Annotated in this window: 14 protein-coding genes; 12 read left to right on the forward strand and 2 right to left on the reverse strand. The window is 41.6% G+C overall.

What is annotated here, in order from left to right; all coding sequences use genetic code 11:
- The 6 genes from CWB60_RS00970 (at nucleotide 1) to csrA (ending at nucleotide 6,070) form a co-directional block, all read left to right on the forward strand.
- On the forward strand, nucleotides 1-624 hold the full coding sequence (locus CWB60_RS00970) for a GTP cyclohydrolase II (RefSeq protein ID WP_024031598.1): 624 nt from the start codon (nucleotides 1-3) through the stop codon (nucleotides 622-624).
- A gap of 80 nt (nucleotides 625-704) precedes the next feature.
- Nucleotides 705-1,493, forward strand: a complete 789-nt coding sequence (locus tag CWB60_RS00975) for a BPSS1780 family membrane protein (RefSeq protein ID WP_004587511.1) — start codon at nucleotides 705-707, stop codon at nucleotides 1,491-1,493.
- Nucleotides 1,493-1,945, forward strand: a complete 453-nt coding sequence (locus CWB60_RS00980) for a regulatory protein RecX (protein WP_004587512.1) — start codon at nucleotides 1,493-1,495, stop codon at nucleotides 1,943-1,945. The genes CWB60_RS00975 and CWB60_RS00980 overlap by 1 nt, the downstream gene beginning before the upstream one ends.
- A 19-nt stretch (nucleotides 1,946-1,964) precedes the next feature.
- Complete coding sequence (gene alaS, locus CWB60_RS00985; RefSeq protein ID WP_138576913.1) at nucleotides 1,965-4,565, forward strand: alanine--tRNA ligase; 2,601 nt, start codon at nucleotides 1,965-1,967, stop codon at nucleotides 4,563-4,565.
- Between the two features lie 6 nt (nucleotides 4,566-4,571).
- Nucleotides 4,572-5,789 carry an aspartate kinase gene (locus CWB60_RS00990; RefSeq protein WP_055254819.1) on the forward strand — a complete coding sequence of 406 codons (1,218 nt, stop codon included), beginning with the start codon at nucleotides 4,572-4,574 and terminating at the stop codon, nucleotides 5,787-5,789.
- Between the two features lie 89 nt (nucleotides 5,790-5,878).
- A complete protein-coding gene (gene csrA, locus CWB60_RS00995) occupies nucleotides 5,879-6,070 on the forward strand; it encodes a carbon storage regulator CsrA (RefSeq protein WP_004587515.1) in 192 nt (63 codons plus the stop codon).
- A gap of 284 nt (nucleotides 6,071-6,354) precedes the next feature.
- Here the strand turns inward: csrA and CWB60_RS01000 are convergent, their stop codons facing one another.
- Nucleotides 6,355-7,590 carry a TMEM143 family protein gene (locus CWB60_RS01000; protein WP_138576911.1) on the reverse strand — a complete coding sequence of 412 codons (1,236 nt, stop codon included), beginning with the start codon at nucleotides 7,588-7,590 and terminating at the stop codon, nucleotides 6,355-6,357.
- Nucleotides 7,591-7,780: 190 nt separating this feature from the next.
- Between CWB60_RS01000 and CWB60_RS01005 the strand changes: the two genes are divergently transcribed.
- The 4 genes from CWB60_RS01005 to CWB60_RS01020 all read left to right on the forward strand — a co-directional run bounded on the left by CWB60_RS01005 (nucleotide 7,781) and on the right by CWB60_RS01020 (nucleotide 13,885).
- Nucleotides 7,781-8,365, forward strand: coding sequence for a YqaA family protein (locus CWB60_RS01005; protein WP_024033203.1), 585 nt, complete (start codon nucleotides 7,781-7,783; stop codon nucleotides 8,363-8,365).
- A 227-nt stretch (nucleotides 8,366-8,592) separates the two neighbouring features.
- On the forward strand, nucleotides 8,593-9,498 hold the full coding sequence (locus tag CWB60_RS01010; protein ID WP_138576909.1) for a GGDEF domain-containing protein: 906 nt from the start codon (nucleotides 8,593-8,595) through the stop codon (nucleotides 9,496-9,498).
- Between the two features lie 153 nt (nucleotides 9,499-9,651).
- Nucleotides 9,652-11,013, forward strand: a complete 1,362-nt coding sequence (locus CWB60_RS01015) for a DUF4397 domain-containing protein (RefSeq protein WP_138576907.1) — start codon at nucleotides 9,652-9,654, stop codon at nucleotides 11,011-11,013.
- 175 nt (nucleotides 11,014-11,188) lie between these two features.
- Nucleotides 11,189-13,885 (forward strand): DUF2339 domain-containing protein, encoded by a 2,697-nt coding sequence (locus tag CWB60_RS01020; protein WP_138576905.1) that lies wholly within the window; start codon nucleotides 11,189-11,191, stop codon nucleotides 13,883-13,885.
- A gap of 81 nt (nucleotides 13,886-13,966) precedes the next feature.
- On the opposite strand, the gene CWB60_RS01025 is transcribed toward CWB60_RS01020, so the two are convergent.
- Nucleotides 13,967-17,407: a PAS domain-containing hybrid sensor histidine kinase/response regulator gene (locus CWB60_RS01025; RefSeq protein WP_004586073.1), complete on the reverse strand. Its 3,441-nt coding sequence runs from the start codon at nucleotides 17,405-17,407 to the stop codon at nucleotides 13,967-13,969.
- Between the two features lie 392 nt (nucleotides 17,408-17,799).
- Here CWB60_RS01025 and CWB60_RS01030 point away from each other — a divergent pair, with 392 nt between their 5' ends.
- The gene (locus tag CWB60_RS01030; RefSeq protein WP_004586074.1) at nucleotides 17,800-18,063 is read left to right on the forward strand and encodes a DUF4212 domain-containing protein; all 264 of its coding nucleotides are present in this window, start codon (nucleotides 17,800-17,802) and stop codon (nucleotides 18,061-18,063) included.
- 10 nt (nucleotides 18,064-18,073) lie between these two features.
- Complete coding sequence (locus tag CWB60_RS01035) at nucleotides 18,074-19,798, forward strand: sodium:solute symporter family protein (RefSeq protein ID WP_004586075.1); 1,725 nt, start codon at nucleotides 18,074-18,076, stop codon at nucleotides 19,796-19,798.
- Nucleotides 19,799-19,808 lie beyond the last annotated feature (10 nt).

The following is a 19,808-nucleotide window of genomic DNA, read 5'->3' on the forward strand; positions in this document are numbered from 1 at the left end:
GTGGCGCAAGTAAGAGCAAGAGCCCAGCTTAATGTTGGCAAAAATAGTGATATTCCCGCAGAAATAGTGTCTTTTAGTGGCTTAAAAGACGGCCAAGAACACGTTGCGTTTGTATTTAACAATGCTGATGTAAATCAAAATGTGCCGCTTATTCGCATGCACTCTGAGTGTTTAACCGGTGATGTGTTTCATTCATCGCGCTGCGATTGTGGCGAGCAGTTAAATGAGTGTATTGAAATGATGCACGAGCAAGGCGGGGTGTTATTGTATTTACGCCAAGAGGGCCGAGGTATTGGTTTATATAATAAAATTGATGCTTACGTGCTGCAATCTCAAGGGATGAACACTTACGAGGCTAATAACCACTTAGGTTTTGCTGACGACTTACGTGATTTTTCGGACGCGGTATTAATGCTCAACGCACTTAATTTAAGCCACGTTAAATTAATGACCAATAACCCTAAAAAGCTTAATGCATTAAAAGATGCCGGCATTGAAGTAGACACCGTTATTGGTACCCATGCGCATATTAAAGCAGGCCTTACAGGTAACAAAGCTTACCTAGAAACCAAAATAAAACACGGCGCACATATGTTAGATATTAAAAAAATTAAAAAACCTTAACTATTTAATCATGTAGTGTCTGTTAATCCCCCCTCACGCCAAGTTATACTTGGCGTGTTTTGTTTAATTTAAGAGCCTGTATGTCTAACGAATTACGAATTTTTAAAGCCGATGCCGGGCTAAAGTGGTTTAAAGCCGGTTGGCATATTTTTAAAACCCAGCCATTTACCTTTGTAGTTATGCACTTATTAATAGGCATAGTGGGCATACTGTCGTTATTTTTACCTTTGCTGCAAGTTGTTGCGGCACTTGCTACGCCTTTTTTAACCGCCGGTTTTTACCAAGCGGTGCTTAGCAAGCAGCAGGGCGGTAAAATTATGCTAGCAGACATACTCAAACCCTTTAGCGCAAAAGGTAACCGTTTAGGGCTACTACGTTTAGCGCTTTACCAAATGGGAGCGGGTATTTTAATGGCCTTATTGGCTAATGGCCTATTTGCTGATGCAGTAGCTATTATGAGCCAAGAGGGGCTTGATCCTAACATTGCGCTTGAGCAAACTTTAAATAGTATTTCGGGCGCCAGTGTGGTGCTATTTTTAGTGGCAATGGCGGTGTATTTAATGGCGTTTGCTTACGCGGTACCGCTTATTTATTTTAGTAAAGAAAAACGTATTTTAACGGCGCTTAAAAATTCGCTATTGGTTTTTTATCATAACCTGTTCGCATTGAGTGTTTTTGGCATTATTTGTGTGTTATTTATGGCGCTTTCTATGTTCTTATCGTTCTTACCGCTGTTGATTTTAATGCCAATTTGCTACATTAGTTTCTTTGTATCTTATCAGGCTATTTTTATGCCAGTTGTACCGCCAAGTGACGATAGCAATGTTAAACCACTTAGCAGTGAACAAAGCGGGCGCTTTGACGCTTAATGGATGATAAGTTAAAACAAAAGCTTAAAAACTATGTACTGTGGTTACTTGGGCGCCAAGAGTATTCGCGCCGTGAGTTAACCTTTAAGCTTCAGCAAAAAGAAGCCAGCGACGAGTTTATAGAAACCCTGCTTAATTGGTGCGAAGAGCACAATTTTATTAACGAGCAACGCTATTGCGAAGGGTTTGTCAGAAAACACATTTTTAAAGGCCATGGCTTAAAGCGCATTCAAAGCGAAGCCATAGGCAAAGGGATTGACCGTTCACTACTTGAAAGAGTGGTTGAAGAGCTTGAAATAGACTGGTTTGAGCTTGCGCAGGAAGCGTACAACAAAAAGTATTCAACTACACCGGCCAACCTCGAGTACAAAGATAAAGCTAAGCGCGTGCGCTACTTAATGTACCGAGGATTTAGCTACGAACAAATTGATTTTGCAATGCAAGCACAGTAAATACAGGTGAGATTTTCACATGCAGCACATGACTACGGCACAACTTAGGCAACAGTTTTTAGACTTTTTTGCCAGCAAACAGCACCAAATTGTCCAATCGGCTTCACTTATTCCGGGTAACGATGCCACGTTGTTATTTAACAATGCCGGTATGGTTCCTTTTAAGGATGTGTTTTTAGGCGCCGAAACTCGCCCTTACACGCGTGCTACTAGTGCACAGCGTTGTGTGCGTGCTGGTGGTAAACATAACGATTTAGAAAACGTAGGTTACACAGCGCGTCACCATACATTTTTTGAAATGCTAGGTAACTTTAGTTTTGGCGATTACTTTAAACAAGACGCTATTAAGTTTGCGTGGGAGTTTTTAACTGAGGTTGTTAAATTACCACAAGAAAAACTACTTGTTACTATTTACCACGACGATGAAGATGCATTTGGCTTTTGGCACAATGATATTGGCCTAAGCGAAGATCGTATTATTCGTATTGCTACCTCAGATAACTTTTGGTCAATGGGCGATACTGGCCCGTGTGGCCCGTGTTCTGAAATATTTTACGATCACGGTGAGCACATTTGGGGCGGTCCTCCGGGCTCACCTGAAGAAGATGGCGACCGCTTTATCGAAATTTGGAACCTTGTATTTATGCAGTACAACCGTCAAAGCGACGGTACTATGGAGCCGCTGCCTAAACAATCTGTTGATACAGGTATGGGCCTTGAGCGTATTGCTGCTATTTTACAAGGCGTGCATTCAAACTACGAAATCGACTTGTTCCAAGGCTTAATTGCAGCTGCGGCAAGTGTAACTAACGCACAAGATTTAAACGATAAGTCGCTACGCGTTGTTGCGGATCATATTCGTTCGTGTGCGTTTTTAATTTCTGATGGTGTTATGCCATCAAACGAAGGCCGTGGTTATGTATTGCGTCGTATTATTCGTCGTGCAGTACGCCATGGTAACAAGCTTGGTGCACAAGGTGCGTTTTTCTATAAACTGGTTGCAGCGCTTATTGAACAAATGGGCCAAGCCTACCCAGAGCTTGCAAAGCAGCAAGAAATTATCGAAAAAGTACTGCGCATTGAAGAAGAACAATTTGGTAAAACCCTTGAGCGTGGCTTAGCTATTTTAGAAGAAAGCCTAAGCGAGCTTAAAGGCGATGTTATTCCTGGTGATTTAGTATTTAAATTATACGACACCTATGGTTTCCCTGCTGATTTAACGGCCGATGTAGCCCGTGAACGCCAAATGACAATAGACCATGCAGGCTTTGAAGAGTGCATGGCTGTACAGCGTAAAACAGCGCAGCAAGCTGGTAAATTTGGTGCCGATTACAACGAGCAATTAAAGTCAGAAAAACACACTGAGTTTAAAGGCTACGACAGCACACATCATAGCGCTACAGTAGTAGAAGTTTTTGCAAATGGTGAGTCGGTTTCTATTTTAGAAGACGGCCAACAAGGCATTGTTGTACTTAATCATACGCCATTTTATGCAGAATCTGGTGGCCAAACAGGTGATACCGGTACCATTACTGTTGCAGGTGGTGAGTTTACAGTGACTAACACTACTAAACTGGGTAATGCGTTTGCGCACCACGGTAGCGTACAAGGGCGCATTGCGGTTAACGATAAAGTAGATGCCACTATTGATGATGCACGCCGTGAACGCATTAAGAAAAATCACACAGCTACGCATATTTTACACGAAGCACTGCGCCAACTATTAGGTGAACACGTAAGCCAAAAAGGCTCACTGGTTGAGCCTGAGCGTTTACGTTTTGACTTCTCGCACTTTGAAGCTGTTACTAAAGACGAGCTACGTGAAATTGAGCGTGTAGTTAACGATGAAATTCGTCGTAACTTTGCCCTAAACACTGAGCTTATGGCGATTGATGACGCTAAAGCAAAAGGGGCAATGGCGCTGTTTGGCGAAAAGTACGACGATGAAGTACGCGTAGTAACCATTGGCGATTACTCAATTGAACTGTGTGGCGGTACGCACGTAGAGCGCGCGGGTGATATTGGCTTATTTAAAATTGTATCTGAAAGCGGTATTGCTGCAGGCGTACGCCGTATTGAAGCTGTAACAGGCGCAGATGCAGTGGCGTATGTAAGCGAGCAAGAAAAACAGCTAAACGATGTAGCAGCGCTGGTAAAAGGTGATAGCGCATCGGTACTTGAAAAAGTAACTGCGCTTCTTGAAAAGTCTAAAGGCCTTGAAAAGCAAATTGCACAGCTTAACGATAAGCTAGCCAGTGCAGCGGGTGCGTCTTTACTTGATTCGATTGTTGAAATTAATGGCGTTAAGCTATTAGTGGCAAACGTTGAAGGAACTGAATCTAAAGCGCTTCGTGGTATGGTTGACGATCTTAAAAACAAGATTGGCTCAGGTGTTATTGCATTGGGTGTTGCCAGCGGCGAAAAAGTAAGCCTAATTACCGGTGTAACGAAAGATTTAACCGTTAAAGTTAAAGCCGGTGAGCTTGTAAACCACATGGCAGGCCAAGTAGGCGGCAAAGGGGGCGGTCGTCCTGATATGGCACAAGCGGGTGGTTCACAGCCAGAAAACCTAAACGCCGCGCTTGAAAGCGTGACAGCCTGGGTAAGCGAGAAAGTTTAAGCTTACGTGGCACTTATTGTCCAAAAGTTTGGCGGCACTTCGGTTGGCTCTATTGAGCGAATAGAAGCGGTCGCCGACCTTGTTGTTAAAACTAAGCAGCAAGGTCATCAAGTGGTTGTGGTTCTTTCGGCCATGTCGGGAGAAACCAACCGCTTAATTAACCTCGCCAAGCAAATAGATACTCGCCCGAGTAGCCGAGAATTAGACGTACTTATTAGCACTGGAGAACAGGTTTCTGTTTCGCTCCTTGCTATGGCTATTATAAAACGTGGCCATTCGGCTGTAAGCCTACTAGCCGATCAGGTTAATATTCAAACCGATAACATGTTTGGTAAAGCCCGTATTGAAGAGGTTGCTGCGACGCGTTTAAAGCATGAGCTTGAGCATAATCGGGTTGCGATTATTGCCGGTTTTCAGGGGCGCGATGTAGAGGGCAATATTACAACCCTTGGACGCGGCGGCACCGATACCTCTGCGGTAGAAATAGCCACGGCAATAAAAGCCGATGAATGTCAGATCTATACCGACGTTGATGGCGTATACACTACTGATCCTCGTGTAGAACCAAACGCACAGCGAATGCGCCATGTAACGTTTGCCGAAATGCTAGAGCTGGCAAGCTTAGGCGCAAAAGTATTGCATATTCGTGCTGTTGAGTCGGCTGGTAATCATAAAATGCCGCTAAGGGTGCTTTCGAGTTTTGAGCCCGATGAAGGAACGCTAATAAGTTTTGAGGAGAGCGATATGCCAACTAAGGTTGTGTCGGGGATTGCGTTTAATCGTGACGAATGCTTGATAAAGGTACATGGCGTACCATACTGTGTTCATTCTCTTACAAAAATTTTGAAACTTTTTGCAGAAAATGGCATCGAAATAGATATGATTAGTCAAGTTAATCATAACTTTGAAAAAATAGACTATGCTTTTACTGTGCATTCAAATGACTATTTGCAAGCACACGATTTACTAACTCAACAACAGGTAAATCTGCAAGCTGATAGCATTTCTAGTGATACAACAGTTGCAAAAGTGTCGGCTGTTGGCATAGGAATGAAGTCTCACAGTGGTGTAGCGCATCAATTTTTTGATGCATTGGCGCAAGAAGGCATACACATAGTTTTAGTATCGACGTCTGAAATCAAGGTATCGGTTTTAATTGACGAGAAGTATTTAGAACTAGCAGTAAGAGCGTTACACTCAGAATTTTTAACAGAAAATGGATAGTTTGGGAGTTTTTACTTACTTTTCAATCAATTTTTCATTAAAATGGTCAAGCGGAATCTTATAATTTATTGGAACATGGGAGCAAGAGAATGCTAATACTAACTCGTAGAGTAGGTGAAACCCTAATGATTGGTGACGAAGTAACTGTTACTGTATTAGGTGTTAAAGGAAATCAAGTTCGAATTGGTGTTAACGCACCTAAAGACGTTTCAGTGCATCGTGAAGAGATTTACATGCGTATACAAGCTGAAAAGTCTAACCCTAATCCGGGCAATGCTTAATCAACACGTATACCTAGCTGAGTAATGCACTTAGCTATACCAAAAGCCACTCACTGAGTGGCTTTTTTTTGTTCTTAGCTTGCTCTATTACGTCAAGCTCTATTCAATGAATTTTGTATAGAAAGTATTTAATTTACAAGGTGATAGGCGAAAGTAACCTATCTCAGGCAATATATAAGCTATCATAAAATACAATATGCTAAAGCATAAATTAAAGTTAAGGTACTTTGAGTAAGATTAGCTAATCCCCGAATCTAAATCTAGCTAACCGCCTTAAAGGTTATTTAATTATATTGAAACAGGTTATCCCAGCGCTCATCCAAAATGGTTTTGGCATGATCTAAATTTATTGCGCTATACACATCGTTAGTGCAGGTTACTAAACGCATCCGGGTGAGTTTTTCAAGCGCATCGCTAATTTCAAAGTCGAGTTCGCATTTATACTTTGTTTTAAACCACGCCTCTATTTGCTCATCAAGCATTTGTGCGCTTAAGCCATTTTTAGATTTTAGTAAAAACGTATAGGCCAGCAGAGCTTCTTTTATGTCTTCTTCTTCGGCTGCGTCTATAAGGGTATGAAAAACACCCGCGTTGTTATCAAGGTTTTTAAAGTAAAGATTATCGCTTAGGGCTTTCATAAATTTAATTTTACGGTTTTTAAATTTACTCCATTCTTTAAAAATAAAGCTGCCAAAAACCCCCATTCCAATAGCAAAGGTAATAAAGTGTTGTTGGGTCATTTCTACGGCTTCACTTCTAAAGCCTCCCCAAAAAGCAAATAAAGCAAATAACAATAAAATAGATGCGCCAAGCTTAGTAATTAATACCACAGCACCGCCTACTAAAGCCGATGAGCCAATAATCACTTTATCAATAGGGCGCATACGTACTTCGCTATTCGGAAATAGCATTTCAAGGTCGGCTTTTGGGACATTTTGAAACAGCTTAACTATGGTCGAGCTTGGCTCAAACCCTAAAGGCGTTTTATTTTTAGCCTCAAAGTAGGCTTTATCTTTAAAGCGAATAAACACCGCAACGCGGTCGTAATTGGTAAAGTGCAGGGGCTTTTTACGCAAGCCCCAAAAGCTGGTTATGGTTTCAGTGAGTTGTGATTCGCCACGGCGGTAAAAAACCACTTCTTCAAAGTCGTCAAACTCTACCTCAAGGCGTACTTTAAATAGTGACTCTTCGTTGAGTGCATCTTGCAGGTCTTGATGGGTGATCACTTCAAAGTTAGCTGAATTAAGTACCTTAGCAAAATCTTTAGCAAATTCGCGTTGGCACTGCGCTTTTTGATCAGCTGATACTGGCGCTAAAGATCGCGTATCGCTATTGGGATCAAAGGGCGCGTAGTTATTTTTGAGCGACTCGAGTGTTGAATGGTAATCGTAATGGATAAGGCTTGCTAATAAATCGCAAAATTGTTTAAACGATGTTTGCTCTGAGTTGTTTGTGAGCTCAGCGCTGCACATATCAACAATATCTTGTTTTCTAAAGGGAATAAAACGTGCACTTTGCATAAATTTTAACTGCTTTGGTAGGTATTTAACTGCATTGGCACATAATAAAATATTCTTATAAACATTGCTAATTTGTTAACAGTTATGTGGCTGTTAAATCTTTAACTGTTTTCAGCGTGTATTAACGTAAATATGTAAGAATTAACCCATTGAGCAACGGCTTATCATCACAAGCAAAAAAAGGATTTACATGGCTATTCAAAAAAAACTAAAAGAAAAAACACGGCACTTTATAGATTCTAAACATATGCTAACAGGCATTACCGTAGCGTCGTTTTTAGAATCTACGATAGTCCCTATTCCGCTTGAAGCAGTGCTTGTGCCTCTTATGCAAGCACGTCGTGAAAAGCTTTGGTTAATAGCGCTTATGGCAACAGTTGGGTGCGTGATTGGTGCTTTATTTGGTTATGCGCTGGGTTATTACCTATTTGACGCTGTAGGTGACTGGGTTATTGAAATGTTTTCAAGCCAAGAGCAATTTGAAAATGTTAAGCAGCAAATGCAAAGCCAAGGTTTTTGGTTTGTAATGACGCTGGGAATTGTGCCCATTCCGTTTCAAATTGCGATGCTTGCCGCTGGGGCTACAAAATACTCTATTGGTTTGTTTTTATTAGCCTCAGGTATTGCTCGTTCAATTCGCTATTTTAGTTTAGCCGTTGTTGTATATTACGCAGGTAATAAAGCCGAGCAAATAATCAGTAAACACAAAACTAAAGCAATGATTGCTATTACTATTTTAATATTAGCTTTATGGGGCCTTAGCACCTTAATATAGTTTTATACTTAGTTGTTATAAGTAAGCTGCTCAGCGCGACTAAAACTGTGTGGACACTAATGCAAATGTGGGTTTTTAGCTTTGCATTGTATTTGTGTCTGCTTTGCTCAACTCTTTGTATTCAAGGTGGTGAAATAACCCTGCAAGTACAGGGTAAGTTAACCTTTTATAGCGGTTTTTTCTGGTGTGCTATAGTTTGTTAATAACGCATTAAAAAGCGCCACCCTATGATTGAAACTGTAAAACTTACCGTTAGGCTGTCTAACTTTTATAAAATGAGTTGGATAAATAAGGCGGTAAGTATAGCGTTACTTCTCTACATTATTGTTTTTTCACTTTATGCTTTAAATACTTTCCCCCCTTTAAACGTGCAAAACAATGTGTATGGTTTTACTACCGATTTTTGCAATCTCATCGTGCTCGTATTTTTATTTTGGATAGTGCAATGCTCTGAGCTTTCAAAACAAGCGTACGTGTTTTCTACTTTAGGTTTATTGCTATGGAGTATGGGTACAACGGCTGATGTAATAGATGAATTAGTTGTGCAGCCTTATTGGATGAGTGTTTATTTTGAAGACTTATGCAGAACCATGGGAATGCTTTTTACCGCCTATGGGTTATTTAAGACCATGCGTTTTGTACAAAGTATACATAACCGTTTAGCGCACGAGTTGATAACGGACGATCTTACACAAGTACATAATAGACGCTATTTTTATCGGCATGTTAAAACTGCCTCTAGTACGCCTTACGTTATTTTAATTATAGATATTGATCATTTTAAGGCTATTAATGATGAGTTTGGCCATGATGAGGGTGACTTAGTGCTACAGCAGTTAGCTACTAAGTATAATAGTGCATTTGTTAATAATGCAGTATTTGCTCGTTTAGGCGGTGAGGAGTTTGGCGGCTATTTGCCTACCGGAAATATAAGCCAAGCGGCTGAATTTTGTGGGCAACTAATAGACATTGCACACAATATTAAAGTTAAACAGGTCAAACAGCTTACCGTAAGTATTGGTATGGCGCTGCAAAGCGCTAACGAGCACCTCGACAAGGTAATGAAGCGGGCAGACATGGCTTTATACGTTGCTAAAAATAATGGCCGAGATCAATATAAAATAGCCCCTTAAGCTTTCTACGCAAATATCCTTATTATTTGCACATTTATTACACTTTTAAACGTTTTCGTAAAGAACTGTCAGCGAGGGTAATACTTTGTAAACTATGAAATTAAAATGCAGCAAAGAAGTCATAATAGTGATTTTAATAATAAGGAAACTTTAATGACCAACTCTCTGTTGAAAGCTGCTTTACCTCTAAGTTTAATGTCTATTCTAGTTGGTTGTGGCGGCAGCGACGGCTCAAGTGATACAGGCTACGTACAATTATATAATGGCTCTTATAACAGCCCATATACGCGTTTATTTGTAGACGAAACTGAGCGCTCAGGCACCGACTTTGCAGATGTAACCACGCGTCATAATTACAGCACCGGCACTTACGATTTAAGCTTTGAATACTTAGATGCAAACGACAGCTACATTACAATTAGCGAACAAGAAGTATCAATCAAAGGTGACAAAACCGAACTAATTGTAATGAGCGGTAACTTTGACGAACCTACGTTCACAGAGCTAAGCGTGCCCATTTCAAGTGATACAGATGAGTTTAACTTAGGTTTTTACAATATCACCAGTGAAGACACTAGCTACGATATTTACCTAGCAACCGATGATGGCGTATTTGAAAGTGCTGAACTATTTACATCAACACAGTATTTGAGTGAGCTAGATTTACAAACCCTTGATGAGGGTTACTACACAATTTATATCACTGAGGCAGGTAGCACTGATGTAGTGTATGAGTCGGAGTCGGTTTATTTTTATGATGAAGAAAGCTACGTAGCCATGATCCGCCCAAGCTATGCAACAGAAGAAAACGGTATCACGCTCGATATTGTGACTGACAATAACTATGTTACAGCACTAAAGCACCAATCAGCGTTAGGCCAATTGCGCTTTATAAATACCGTTGACGATTACTCGCCAGTTAGCTTTAGCACGACCCGTGGCACCACAGTTAACGATACCAATACGGTAGCAAGCGATACCTACACCGATTACATTGAGCTTTCGCCAAACAGTTACAGCGTTGCAATGTACGACGAAGAGGGCACTAAGCTTGCCGATAACTTTTTAATGACCCTAGAGCGCGAGCAAAGTGCGGTAGGCGTTTTTTACAACGATGTCGATAATGGTTTACGCATGATGAGTGTTGAGGAAAACCTAACACCTAGCAGCTACAGCCATACTATTTCGGTTGTTAACCTAATTGAAAGCTACGCAGGGCAAACAGTAAGCGAAGTTGACGTGTACTTTACCTTAAATGGTGAAACTGTTGATGACGCCACCAATGTAATTGATGGCTTAGATAGATACGATCAAGAAGAAATTGATGTAGATGATGAAGCTTACACTGTGTATGCCGTATACGAAGATAACGGCCAACAAATAGTGTTAATTCAACAAAGCGATATAGATTTTACCGAAGAAGGTAACTATATCTTAATTTTAGATCACGATGAGACAACCAGTTCAGGCTTTAAAATGAGTGTAACGCGCACAATTACAGACAGCGTAGAATAAGTAACATGTAACACGTTCTAGAAAGTAAAAGCCCTAAGCTTTATTGTTTGGGGCTTTTTTTGCCTAGCTGTAGCGTGATTTTGTTTACATTAAATAAACCCATATATAAGCAGATTGCTATAACTTTTAAAAATTTTAGGTACACTCATAACATAATAAATAAAAAGAGCGTGCCATGGATGAGTTTTTAGGGATAGTGGGTTTATTTGCATTTGCAATAATGGCCGGTGCTATTTGCGGTATTGTCGCAATTGCACAACTTAGTAATTTAAAGCAAGAAATTGCCCAATTAAAAGCAAAAGTACTTAGTTTAGAATTAGCTAACAACGCACAAAGCCACGGTGAAAACGCCGATAAAAGCACCGATTGCTCCACAGCTGAACATGCGGACACGGCTCAAGCAAATAGCAATGAGGCGACTTTTAATCAAGTTAGTCCTAATCAATCCAATCAGCCTCGTGACCAGGTAAAAACGCCAGCTTCAGCAATAAAGCCTTCCGCTAAAGCTTCTGCCAATAAACATAAGCAAGGCAGTAAAAATCTCAAACCCACACTTGTTACTTCTTTTTTTGAAAAATTGCGTAGCGACTTTGAACAAAACTGGATGACCTGGATAGGCGCAATCGCATTGGCGCTAGGCGGTATATTTTTAGCAAAGTACAGTTTAGAAGCCGGGTTGCTCTCTCCTACGATGCGATTAACCCTAGGCGGTTTATTTGGTGGAGGCTTAATTGCAGCCGCAGCTTATATGCATTACAAAAATAGTGTATTTGAAGGGTTTAAGAACTATATACCTGCAGCGCTTGCCAGTGGGGGTTTTATTACGTGCTTTGCACTGACCTTATTAGCGTATAGCAGCTATAACATGATCAGCCCTTTAACAGCATTTGTTGTACTTGGGGTTATTGCCATAAGTGCGAGCGCTATGGCAATAATGCTTGGCCCAGTATTAGCCGTACTAGGTATTATTGGTGCTTATTGTGTCCCCGTGCTGATTAATACCGGCAGCAATAATTTATTTGCGCTTTATATGTACATTGGGTTTGTGAGCTTATCTGCTGCGCTGGTCGCGTATAAAGTACAGCGTGCATGGCTGTGGTATTTACTTTGGGCGGGGCATTTGAGCTGGTATGTTGTTGGCTTTACTTTAGCTAACAGCAGCACCATTTGGCTTATGGGTACGTATGGGCTATTAAGTGTTATTGGTTTAATTGCCGTGCCACGCTTGGGGTTAAAACTTGCGGTGGTTGAAACTCGCCCACATAGTTTAAAGCGCCTAATAAACGCACTGCCTAGTAACCCTTTAATGCTTGCCTGTATTGTCCCTTTGTTACTGGCTATGCTTTTTGATAGTACTAACTACTTACAGTGGCAAATAATAAATGCGTTAAGCATATTAACATTGCTGTTTTTAGTGCTTAAAAATAGCCGCTGGGATTTATGGCAAGGGGTGGCGATGTTAATAGCAGTACTCTGGCTATTAAGCACGCCTTCTTATTATGCTGATTATTCTGACTCGCTATTTATATTTAGGCACCAATATGGTGGCGCTATATTTTTAGGGTTAGCGCTCGGCGTATATGGGCTTTATTTTGGTATAAAGTGGCAACCTAAACGATTGGCTTTTCATATTACTGCCTCGTTTAGCGTATTTATAATGATTGCCACCTTATACGCTATAATCCCAAACCATGCGTTGGCCGCAGCCTATCCATTGTGGGCAGTGATACTACTTACAAGTAGCGCCATTTTAATTAGGTGCGCAATAGGTGGCGCAACGCTTTTTCAGCGCTTTACATATTGGGTGGGGGCAAATGCCAACATCACGCTTGCTATCACTATGTTATTAAATGACAGCGGGCTAACCATTGCACTGGCTATTCAAGTTTTACTTATTAGCGTGTTAATAAACCGCTATCGGGTGCCTATGCCACATTGGCCAATTAAAGCGCTGGTGGCTGCATTACTACTTCGCCTTACACTGTCACCGTGGACCCCAAGTTACGAGGCGCTTAGTGTATTGGGTGTGCACTGGAGCTTAGTAGTTTATCCTTTGTGTGTGGTGTTATTTTACACTGCAGCCAAATGCTTTAACGCATCGCAGTTAAAAGTTTGGCTTGAAGGCGCAGCGCTGCATTGCTTGGCGTTATTTATTACCACCGAAACCAGCTATCAACTGGTAGGGCACTATCCGCAGTTTGATTCTTTGAGCTTTTATGAACAAGCTTTACTCACCTGTAATTGGCTTGCGCTGGGTTGTGTATATTTACACCGTGCTCGTATTGCCGGTAGCTTAGCTAAATTATACCAAGTGGCAGGCATAGCATTAGCAGGTGCTGCGGGTGTTACTGCACTGAGCACCTTACTAAACGCTAATCCATTTTTAAGCTCTATTTATATTGGCGAATATTTTGTATTTAATTGGCTATTTTTGCTTTGGTTAGTGCCTGCGGGTCTCGTGCTTTGGCTTTATACGTTAATTAAACCGCTGTATACAAAAGCTGCGCCATTTATACTCACAGTAGCGGGTGTATTGAGTGTGTTGGCAATTAATGGCTTTATACGCCAATACTGGCAAGGCCCTTATATTTACTTATCAACAGGTGCAAGCAACGCAGAGCTTTATAGCTACTCGGTTATTTGGCTTGTGTTAGGGGCTATTACTGTGGTGCTAGGGCATTTAAAAAATCAGCTATTAATCCAAAAGATAGGGTTAGGATTATTGGCAGCGGTTATTTTAAAAGTATTCTTAGTGGACATGGCTAATTTAACGGGGCTTTTAAAAGCGCTGTCGTTTATTGGCTTAGGCTTGTCGTTAGTGGGGCTAAGTTGGTTATTTCAAAAACTACGCAGCCAAGCCAAACCAGCCTAATAATTTAGGGTTCCAACGCTTTGTTAAGCACATAAATAAGCCCAGCTAATACTGGGCTTATTTTTTGCTGCCAATTGGCTATTACGTGCTGTGATTAAGTAAAGCTTTAAGCTTACCTGGCTTAATAGGCTTACTTAAATAATGAATATTAGCCGCTTTGGTTTCTTGTTTAAGCTCGGTGTCGCGTACGGCAGTTATAAGTATGGCGGGCACTTCGCTTTGCCATGTATCACGCAGTGTTTTTATAAGCGAAATACCATCGCAGTCATTACCTAATTGGTAATCCATTAAAATTACATCGGGCGCTGTGTGCTGTTTAGCGTGCGCGAGTACTTTATTTACATCGTCAAACAAGGTGTAATTGGCTTGCCACTTTTTAAGTAAACTGGCCATTGCTGCTAGGTTTTCGGGGTCATCGTCTACCGCGACTATGTTAATCGCGTCGCGGTTTTCTACTAAACTGCTGGCCGTTGCTTTTTGTTGAACAAACTGCGCATCGCCATAGGGTACTTCAATACTAAAGCGACTGCCTTTACCGGGCTCTGAGTGCACATCAAGCTCTAAGCTAAGTAAATCGGCCATACGTTTTACAACGCCAAGCCCTAAACCAACGCCTTTGTTATCACCGGCTTCTATACGGTAAAAGTCGTTAAATATTTTAGCTTGTTCTATTTGGCTAATACCTGGGCCGGTGTCCCATACTTCTATACGTAAATTATGTTTACGGTTTCTGCATGCTATTAATACTCGCCCTGTTTCGGTGTATTTAACCGCATTAGACACCAAGTTTTGTATAATTCGGCGCAAGTAGGTAATGTCGCTATGCACAATTTGTGCGTTTGAACGCACGGTTAGTTTTAAGCCTTTATCGCTTGATAAAATAGCGTACTCGCTTTGCAGTGGCATAAGTATATCGTTTATACAAAAGTGCCGAGGGGTTGGGGTCATTGCGCCTTGCTCTAACTTGGCAATTTCTAGTAAGGCTGACATTAAATGCACGGTTGAGTCTAAACTGTGGCCAAGCTTATTAAAGCTATTTTGGTTAGTTGTATCAAGCTGCTTTTCATCAATGGCTGCAAGGTATAAACGCGCCGCGTTAAGGGGCTGTAAAATATCGTGGCTAGCCAGTGCTAAAAATCGCGTTTTACTGTCGTTGGCTTGCTCTGCTTCGCGCTTGGCTAAAGTAAGTGCTTGCTCTGTTTTTACTCGGCTATCTATTTGGGCTTGTAAGTCTTTATTAATGGTTTGCACTTCTTGAGTTCGCGCCTCAATGCGGTTTTCAAGATCCATGTTAATTTCTTCAAGCGCATTTTGCGTACTTATATGGTTTGTAATGTCTGAAAAACTCGTTACAAAGCCGCCATCGGGTAGGGGGTTACCTATCATTTCGTACACTTGGCCATTACGGCGGTGACGAATAAAGTGATGCGAGCTACCATTTTTTAAATGCTGAACGCGTTTTTCTACTTGGCGCTCTATTTCGCCTGGGCCACATTCACCGCGTACTGCGTTGTACCTTATTATATCTTCTATGGGTTGCCCCACTTCTAAAAAGCCGTCGGGGTAGCCAAACATTTGGCTGTAGCGCTTATTCCATGCCACCAGTTTTAAATCTTTATCGACCACCGAAATACCATGGCTTAAGTTTTCGAGCGAGGTATACAAAAGGTTTTGGTTAAACTGCAGTGCTTGTGTGGTTTCGTCAAAAAAGTTAACCACCTCTTCAAAGGCCATACGTTTACCCGATGAAACCGTACGGATTAGCGCCTGCGCCGAAGACGCCCCTAACACCCCAGTTAACGCACGTTCGCAGTAGGCTATAAATTCGGGCTCGGGGTGGGCATTATTGTCACTTAGCTGGTGCGAAAGTGAAAAGTGCGCCAGTACTTGTTGGCTACGCTGAATACCTAAAAAGGTTTGCAGTAGTATTTTAAAGTCGTAAACCGTGGCTTTAACATTTTTGTTTAAGCGGCGCGATAAAATAGCCTGATCTTTAGGGTTAACAAATGCGGCGGCCTGAATTTTATCTATCAAGCGCTCTTCTGCCCCTAACGAAAAGCTAATATAACAGCCAATGTTAGCAAATAAGGCAATCAGAGTGCCGCGTGTAATAAGTGTTTGCTGAAGCTCGCTATCAAGAGCGCTACCGGCATCTAAAATTGGCATCATTAAAAATAATACCCAACAAATAAAACCCGCTAATAGCCCCGCATATACACCATAAGCATGGCCTTTTCGCCAGTAAAGCCCGCCCACAATAGCCGGGAGCAGCTGCGTTACTAACGAAAATGCCACCAGCCCCATACTGGCCAGCGCACTACCATGGCCAAACCATTGCTGATAAAAATAAGCCAATATAAGTATGCCGGCTATGGTAAAACGCCTAACTAACAAAATTTGCGATTTATAACTGCTGGTAATTAAGTTGCGCTTAAATTTACGGCGTAGCATAAGCGGCAGCACTACATCGTTAGAGATCATGGTGCTAAGCGTAAGTGTGGCCACCACTATCATAGCGGTGGCTGCAGAAAGCCCGCCAATAAATACAAAGGTACTTAAAAAAGCTTGGTCGTGAATAAGCGGTAGCGCTAATACAAAGCTGTCGGGTGAAAAACTGCTACCAATACTTGGGTGAATTGCGGCAGTAGCAATAGGAATTATCATCGCGGCGGTGAGTAATAAATACAGCGGAAAAGCCCAGCGAGCAGTAAATAAATGGCGTTTGTCTTGGTTATCTACCACGGTGACATGAAATTGTCGTGGTAAACAAATTATGGCCGCGGCAGCCATAAGTGACTGGCCAATAAAGTTAAAACTAAAAAAGTTAAAGTTGCCCCAGTGTTGCCAAATCGACTCTGTGACTTTGTCGCCGCTAAGGGTGGGTAAATTAAATAAGGTGTACAAGGCTAAGCCAGCGACGGCAATAAGCGCAATGAGCTTTATCATTGACTCAAAGGCGACTGCTAGCATAAGCCCAGAGCGGTACTCGGTAACATCTACCTTACGGGTACCAAAAAATATTGCAAACAGCGCCATAATTAACGTGGCGGTGAGGGTAAGCATTTCGCCAGATATTTGATTGCTGTTTTGCAAAAGCAAAAAGCTGGTACTGAGTGCTTTTAACTGCAGCGCAATATAGGGAATGGTGGCAAGTAGGGCAATAACAGTGACCAGTATTGCACTGGTTTGACGTTTACCGTAGCGGGCAGAAATAAAATCGGCAATGGTGGTAATGTTTTGTTTTTTACTTACTAATACCAGTTTGCGTAAAAAGCCTTGGCCAAAAAAGAACAACAATGAAGGCCCCAATAAAATGGGTAAATAGCTCCAACTACTGGTGGCAGCGGTACCAACCGAACCATAGTACGTCCACGAGGTACAATAAATCCCTAACGATAACGAATACACAAAAGGATGATGGCTAATCCGTTTAGCAAGTGGTGTTGTTTTATCGCCCCAATTAGCGAGCCAAAACAGCACCCCAATATAGCCTAATGCTACAAAAATCAGTACAGCAGTCATGTTGTTATTAAACCTTATTATTTATACCCACACACAATAACAGAGATAACTTTAAGTGTGCGTGCACAATTTTATGCAAAATATTAACGTTGTTTTTATTGTATTGATTTTAAATGATTATTTATATTGTTGATGATTTATTAGACTAATGTCGCATTTTTACACAAAGCCACTTAAATTTTGCCGTTAACGCGCTTAGGCAAAAGCTAACCTACTGAAAATTATGTGTAATTGTATTTTTAAATACAATTGCATTTGCAGTTTACGTAAACGTTAACAGGCTGTTACGACTATGGTCTCACTTCACTCTTCACGCCGCGTTGCTAAATTAATAACCGACTATAAAAAAACCACTCATTGCAATTATGCAATGCTTAAAGGGGAAAATAAAAATGGCTTTTAAAGATGAAGAACAAGCAAAAGCTTATTGGGCAGAAAACATTTCACTACTGTTTAAGTTACTAGCAGTGTGGTTTGTGGTCTCATTTGGCTTTGGCATATTACTGGTAGATGTACTGAATGAAGTACGTTTTTTTGGGTTTAAACTTGGCTTCTGGTTTTCACAACAGGGCGCTATTTACACCTTTGTAGCTTTGATTTTTGTTTACGTTTTCAAAATGAACACGTTAGATAAAAAATACGGCGTAGACGAATAGGAGCTAGGTAATGGATGTTCAAACACTCACATTTATAATTGTTGGTTTAAGTTTTGCGCTTTATATCGGCATTGCAATTTGGGCGCGTGCAGGCTCTACAAATGAGTTTTACGTGGCAGGGGGCGGCGTACCTCCGCTTGCCAATGGTATGGCAACCGCAGCCGATTGGATGAGCGCAGCGTCGTTTATTTCAATGGCGGGTATTATTTCGTTTGCAGGTTACGATGGCGGTGTTTACTTAATGGGGTGGACTGGCGGCTATGTATTACTCGCTATGTGTTTAGCGCCTTACTTACGTAAATTTGGCAAATTCACTGTACCTGACTTTATAGGCGATCGTTACTACTCACAAACAGCACGTGTTGTTGCTATTTTGTGTGCAATCTTTATTTGTTTTACTTACATTGCTGGACAAATGCGTGGCGTAGGCGTGGTATTTTCGCGCTTTTTAGAAGTAGAAATTGAAACCGGTGTTTACATTGGAATGGTGATTGTATTCTTTTATGCGGTACTTGGCGGCATGAAAGGCATTACCTACACGCAAGTAGCGCAGTACTGTGTGCTTGTGTTTGCCTATCTTGTGCCCGCTATCTTTATTTCAATGATGATGACAGGCCACTTCTTCCCGCAAACCGGCTTTGGTGCCACATTGAGTGATGGCTCAGGCATGTATGTACTTGATAAGCTAGACGGGTTAAGCGCAGAGCTGGGCTTTGCACAATACACCGAAGGCTCTAAAAGCATGATTGACGTATTTGCTATTACCGGCGCTTTAATGGTGGGTACTGCAGGTTTACCGCATGTAATTGTTCGCTTTTTCACTGTACCACGCGTTAAAGATACCCGTATTTCAGCAGCGTGGACACTGGTATTTATTGCTATTGTTTACACTACTGCACCGGCGGTTGCCTCGTTTGCACGCGTAAACATGATTGACACCATTAACGGTAAAGATGGTAGCGGTACAGAGTACGCTCAAGCACCAGCGTGGATCAAAAACTGGGAACGCACGGGCTTAATTACCTTTAATGATAAAAACGGCGACGGCAAAATGTTTTACACCGCCGGCAAGGTAGAAGACCCAACAAGCGCAAACGAAGTAAAAGTAGACCGCGATATTATGGTACTGGCTAACCCTGAAATTGCTGATTTACCAGCATGGGTAATCGCATTAGTTGCGGCCGGTGGTATTGCTGCTGCGCTTTCAACCACAGCGGGGTTATTGCTGGTTATTTCAACATCAGTGTCGCACGATTTACTTAAACGCACCCTTAAACCCGACATAAGCGATAAACAAGAGCTACTAGCTGCTCGGTTAGCCGCGATGATTGCCATTGTTATATCAGCTTACTTTGGGATTAACCCGCCTGGGTTTGTTGCATCGGTGGTCGCCTTTGCCTTTGGTTTAGCGGCGGCGAGTTTCTTCCCGGCAATTATTATGGGGATATTCTCTAAAACAATGAATAAAGAAGGCGCAATTGCTGGCATGGTGACCGGTATAGGCTTTACCGCTGCGTATATTATCTTCTTTAAATTTGTAAGCCCTGAGCTTAATAGCCCAGAAAATTGGTTCTTAGGTATTTCGCCCGAAGGAATTGGCTTAGTGGGGATGATCATTAACTTTGTGGTTGCTGCAACCGTACTTAAATTAACAAAATCGACACCGCTTGAAATACAACAAATGGTGGAAGGTATTCGTAATCCTAAAGGGTCAGGTGAAGCACACGCACATTAATGCGCTAAGC

The sequence above is a fragment of the Pseudoalteromonas sp. S327 genome (genome assembly GCF_005886415.1).
GTDB lineage: Bacteria > Pseudomonadota > Gammaproteobacteria > Enterobacterales > Alteromonadaceae > Pseudoalteromonas > Pseudoalteromonas atlantica.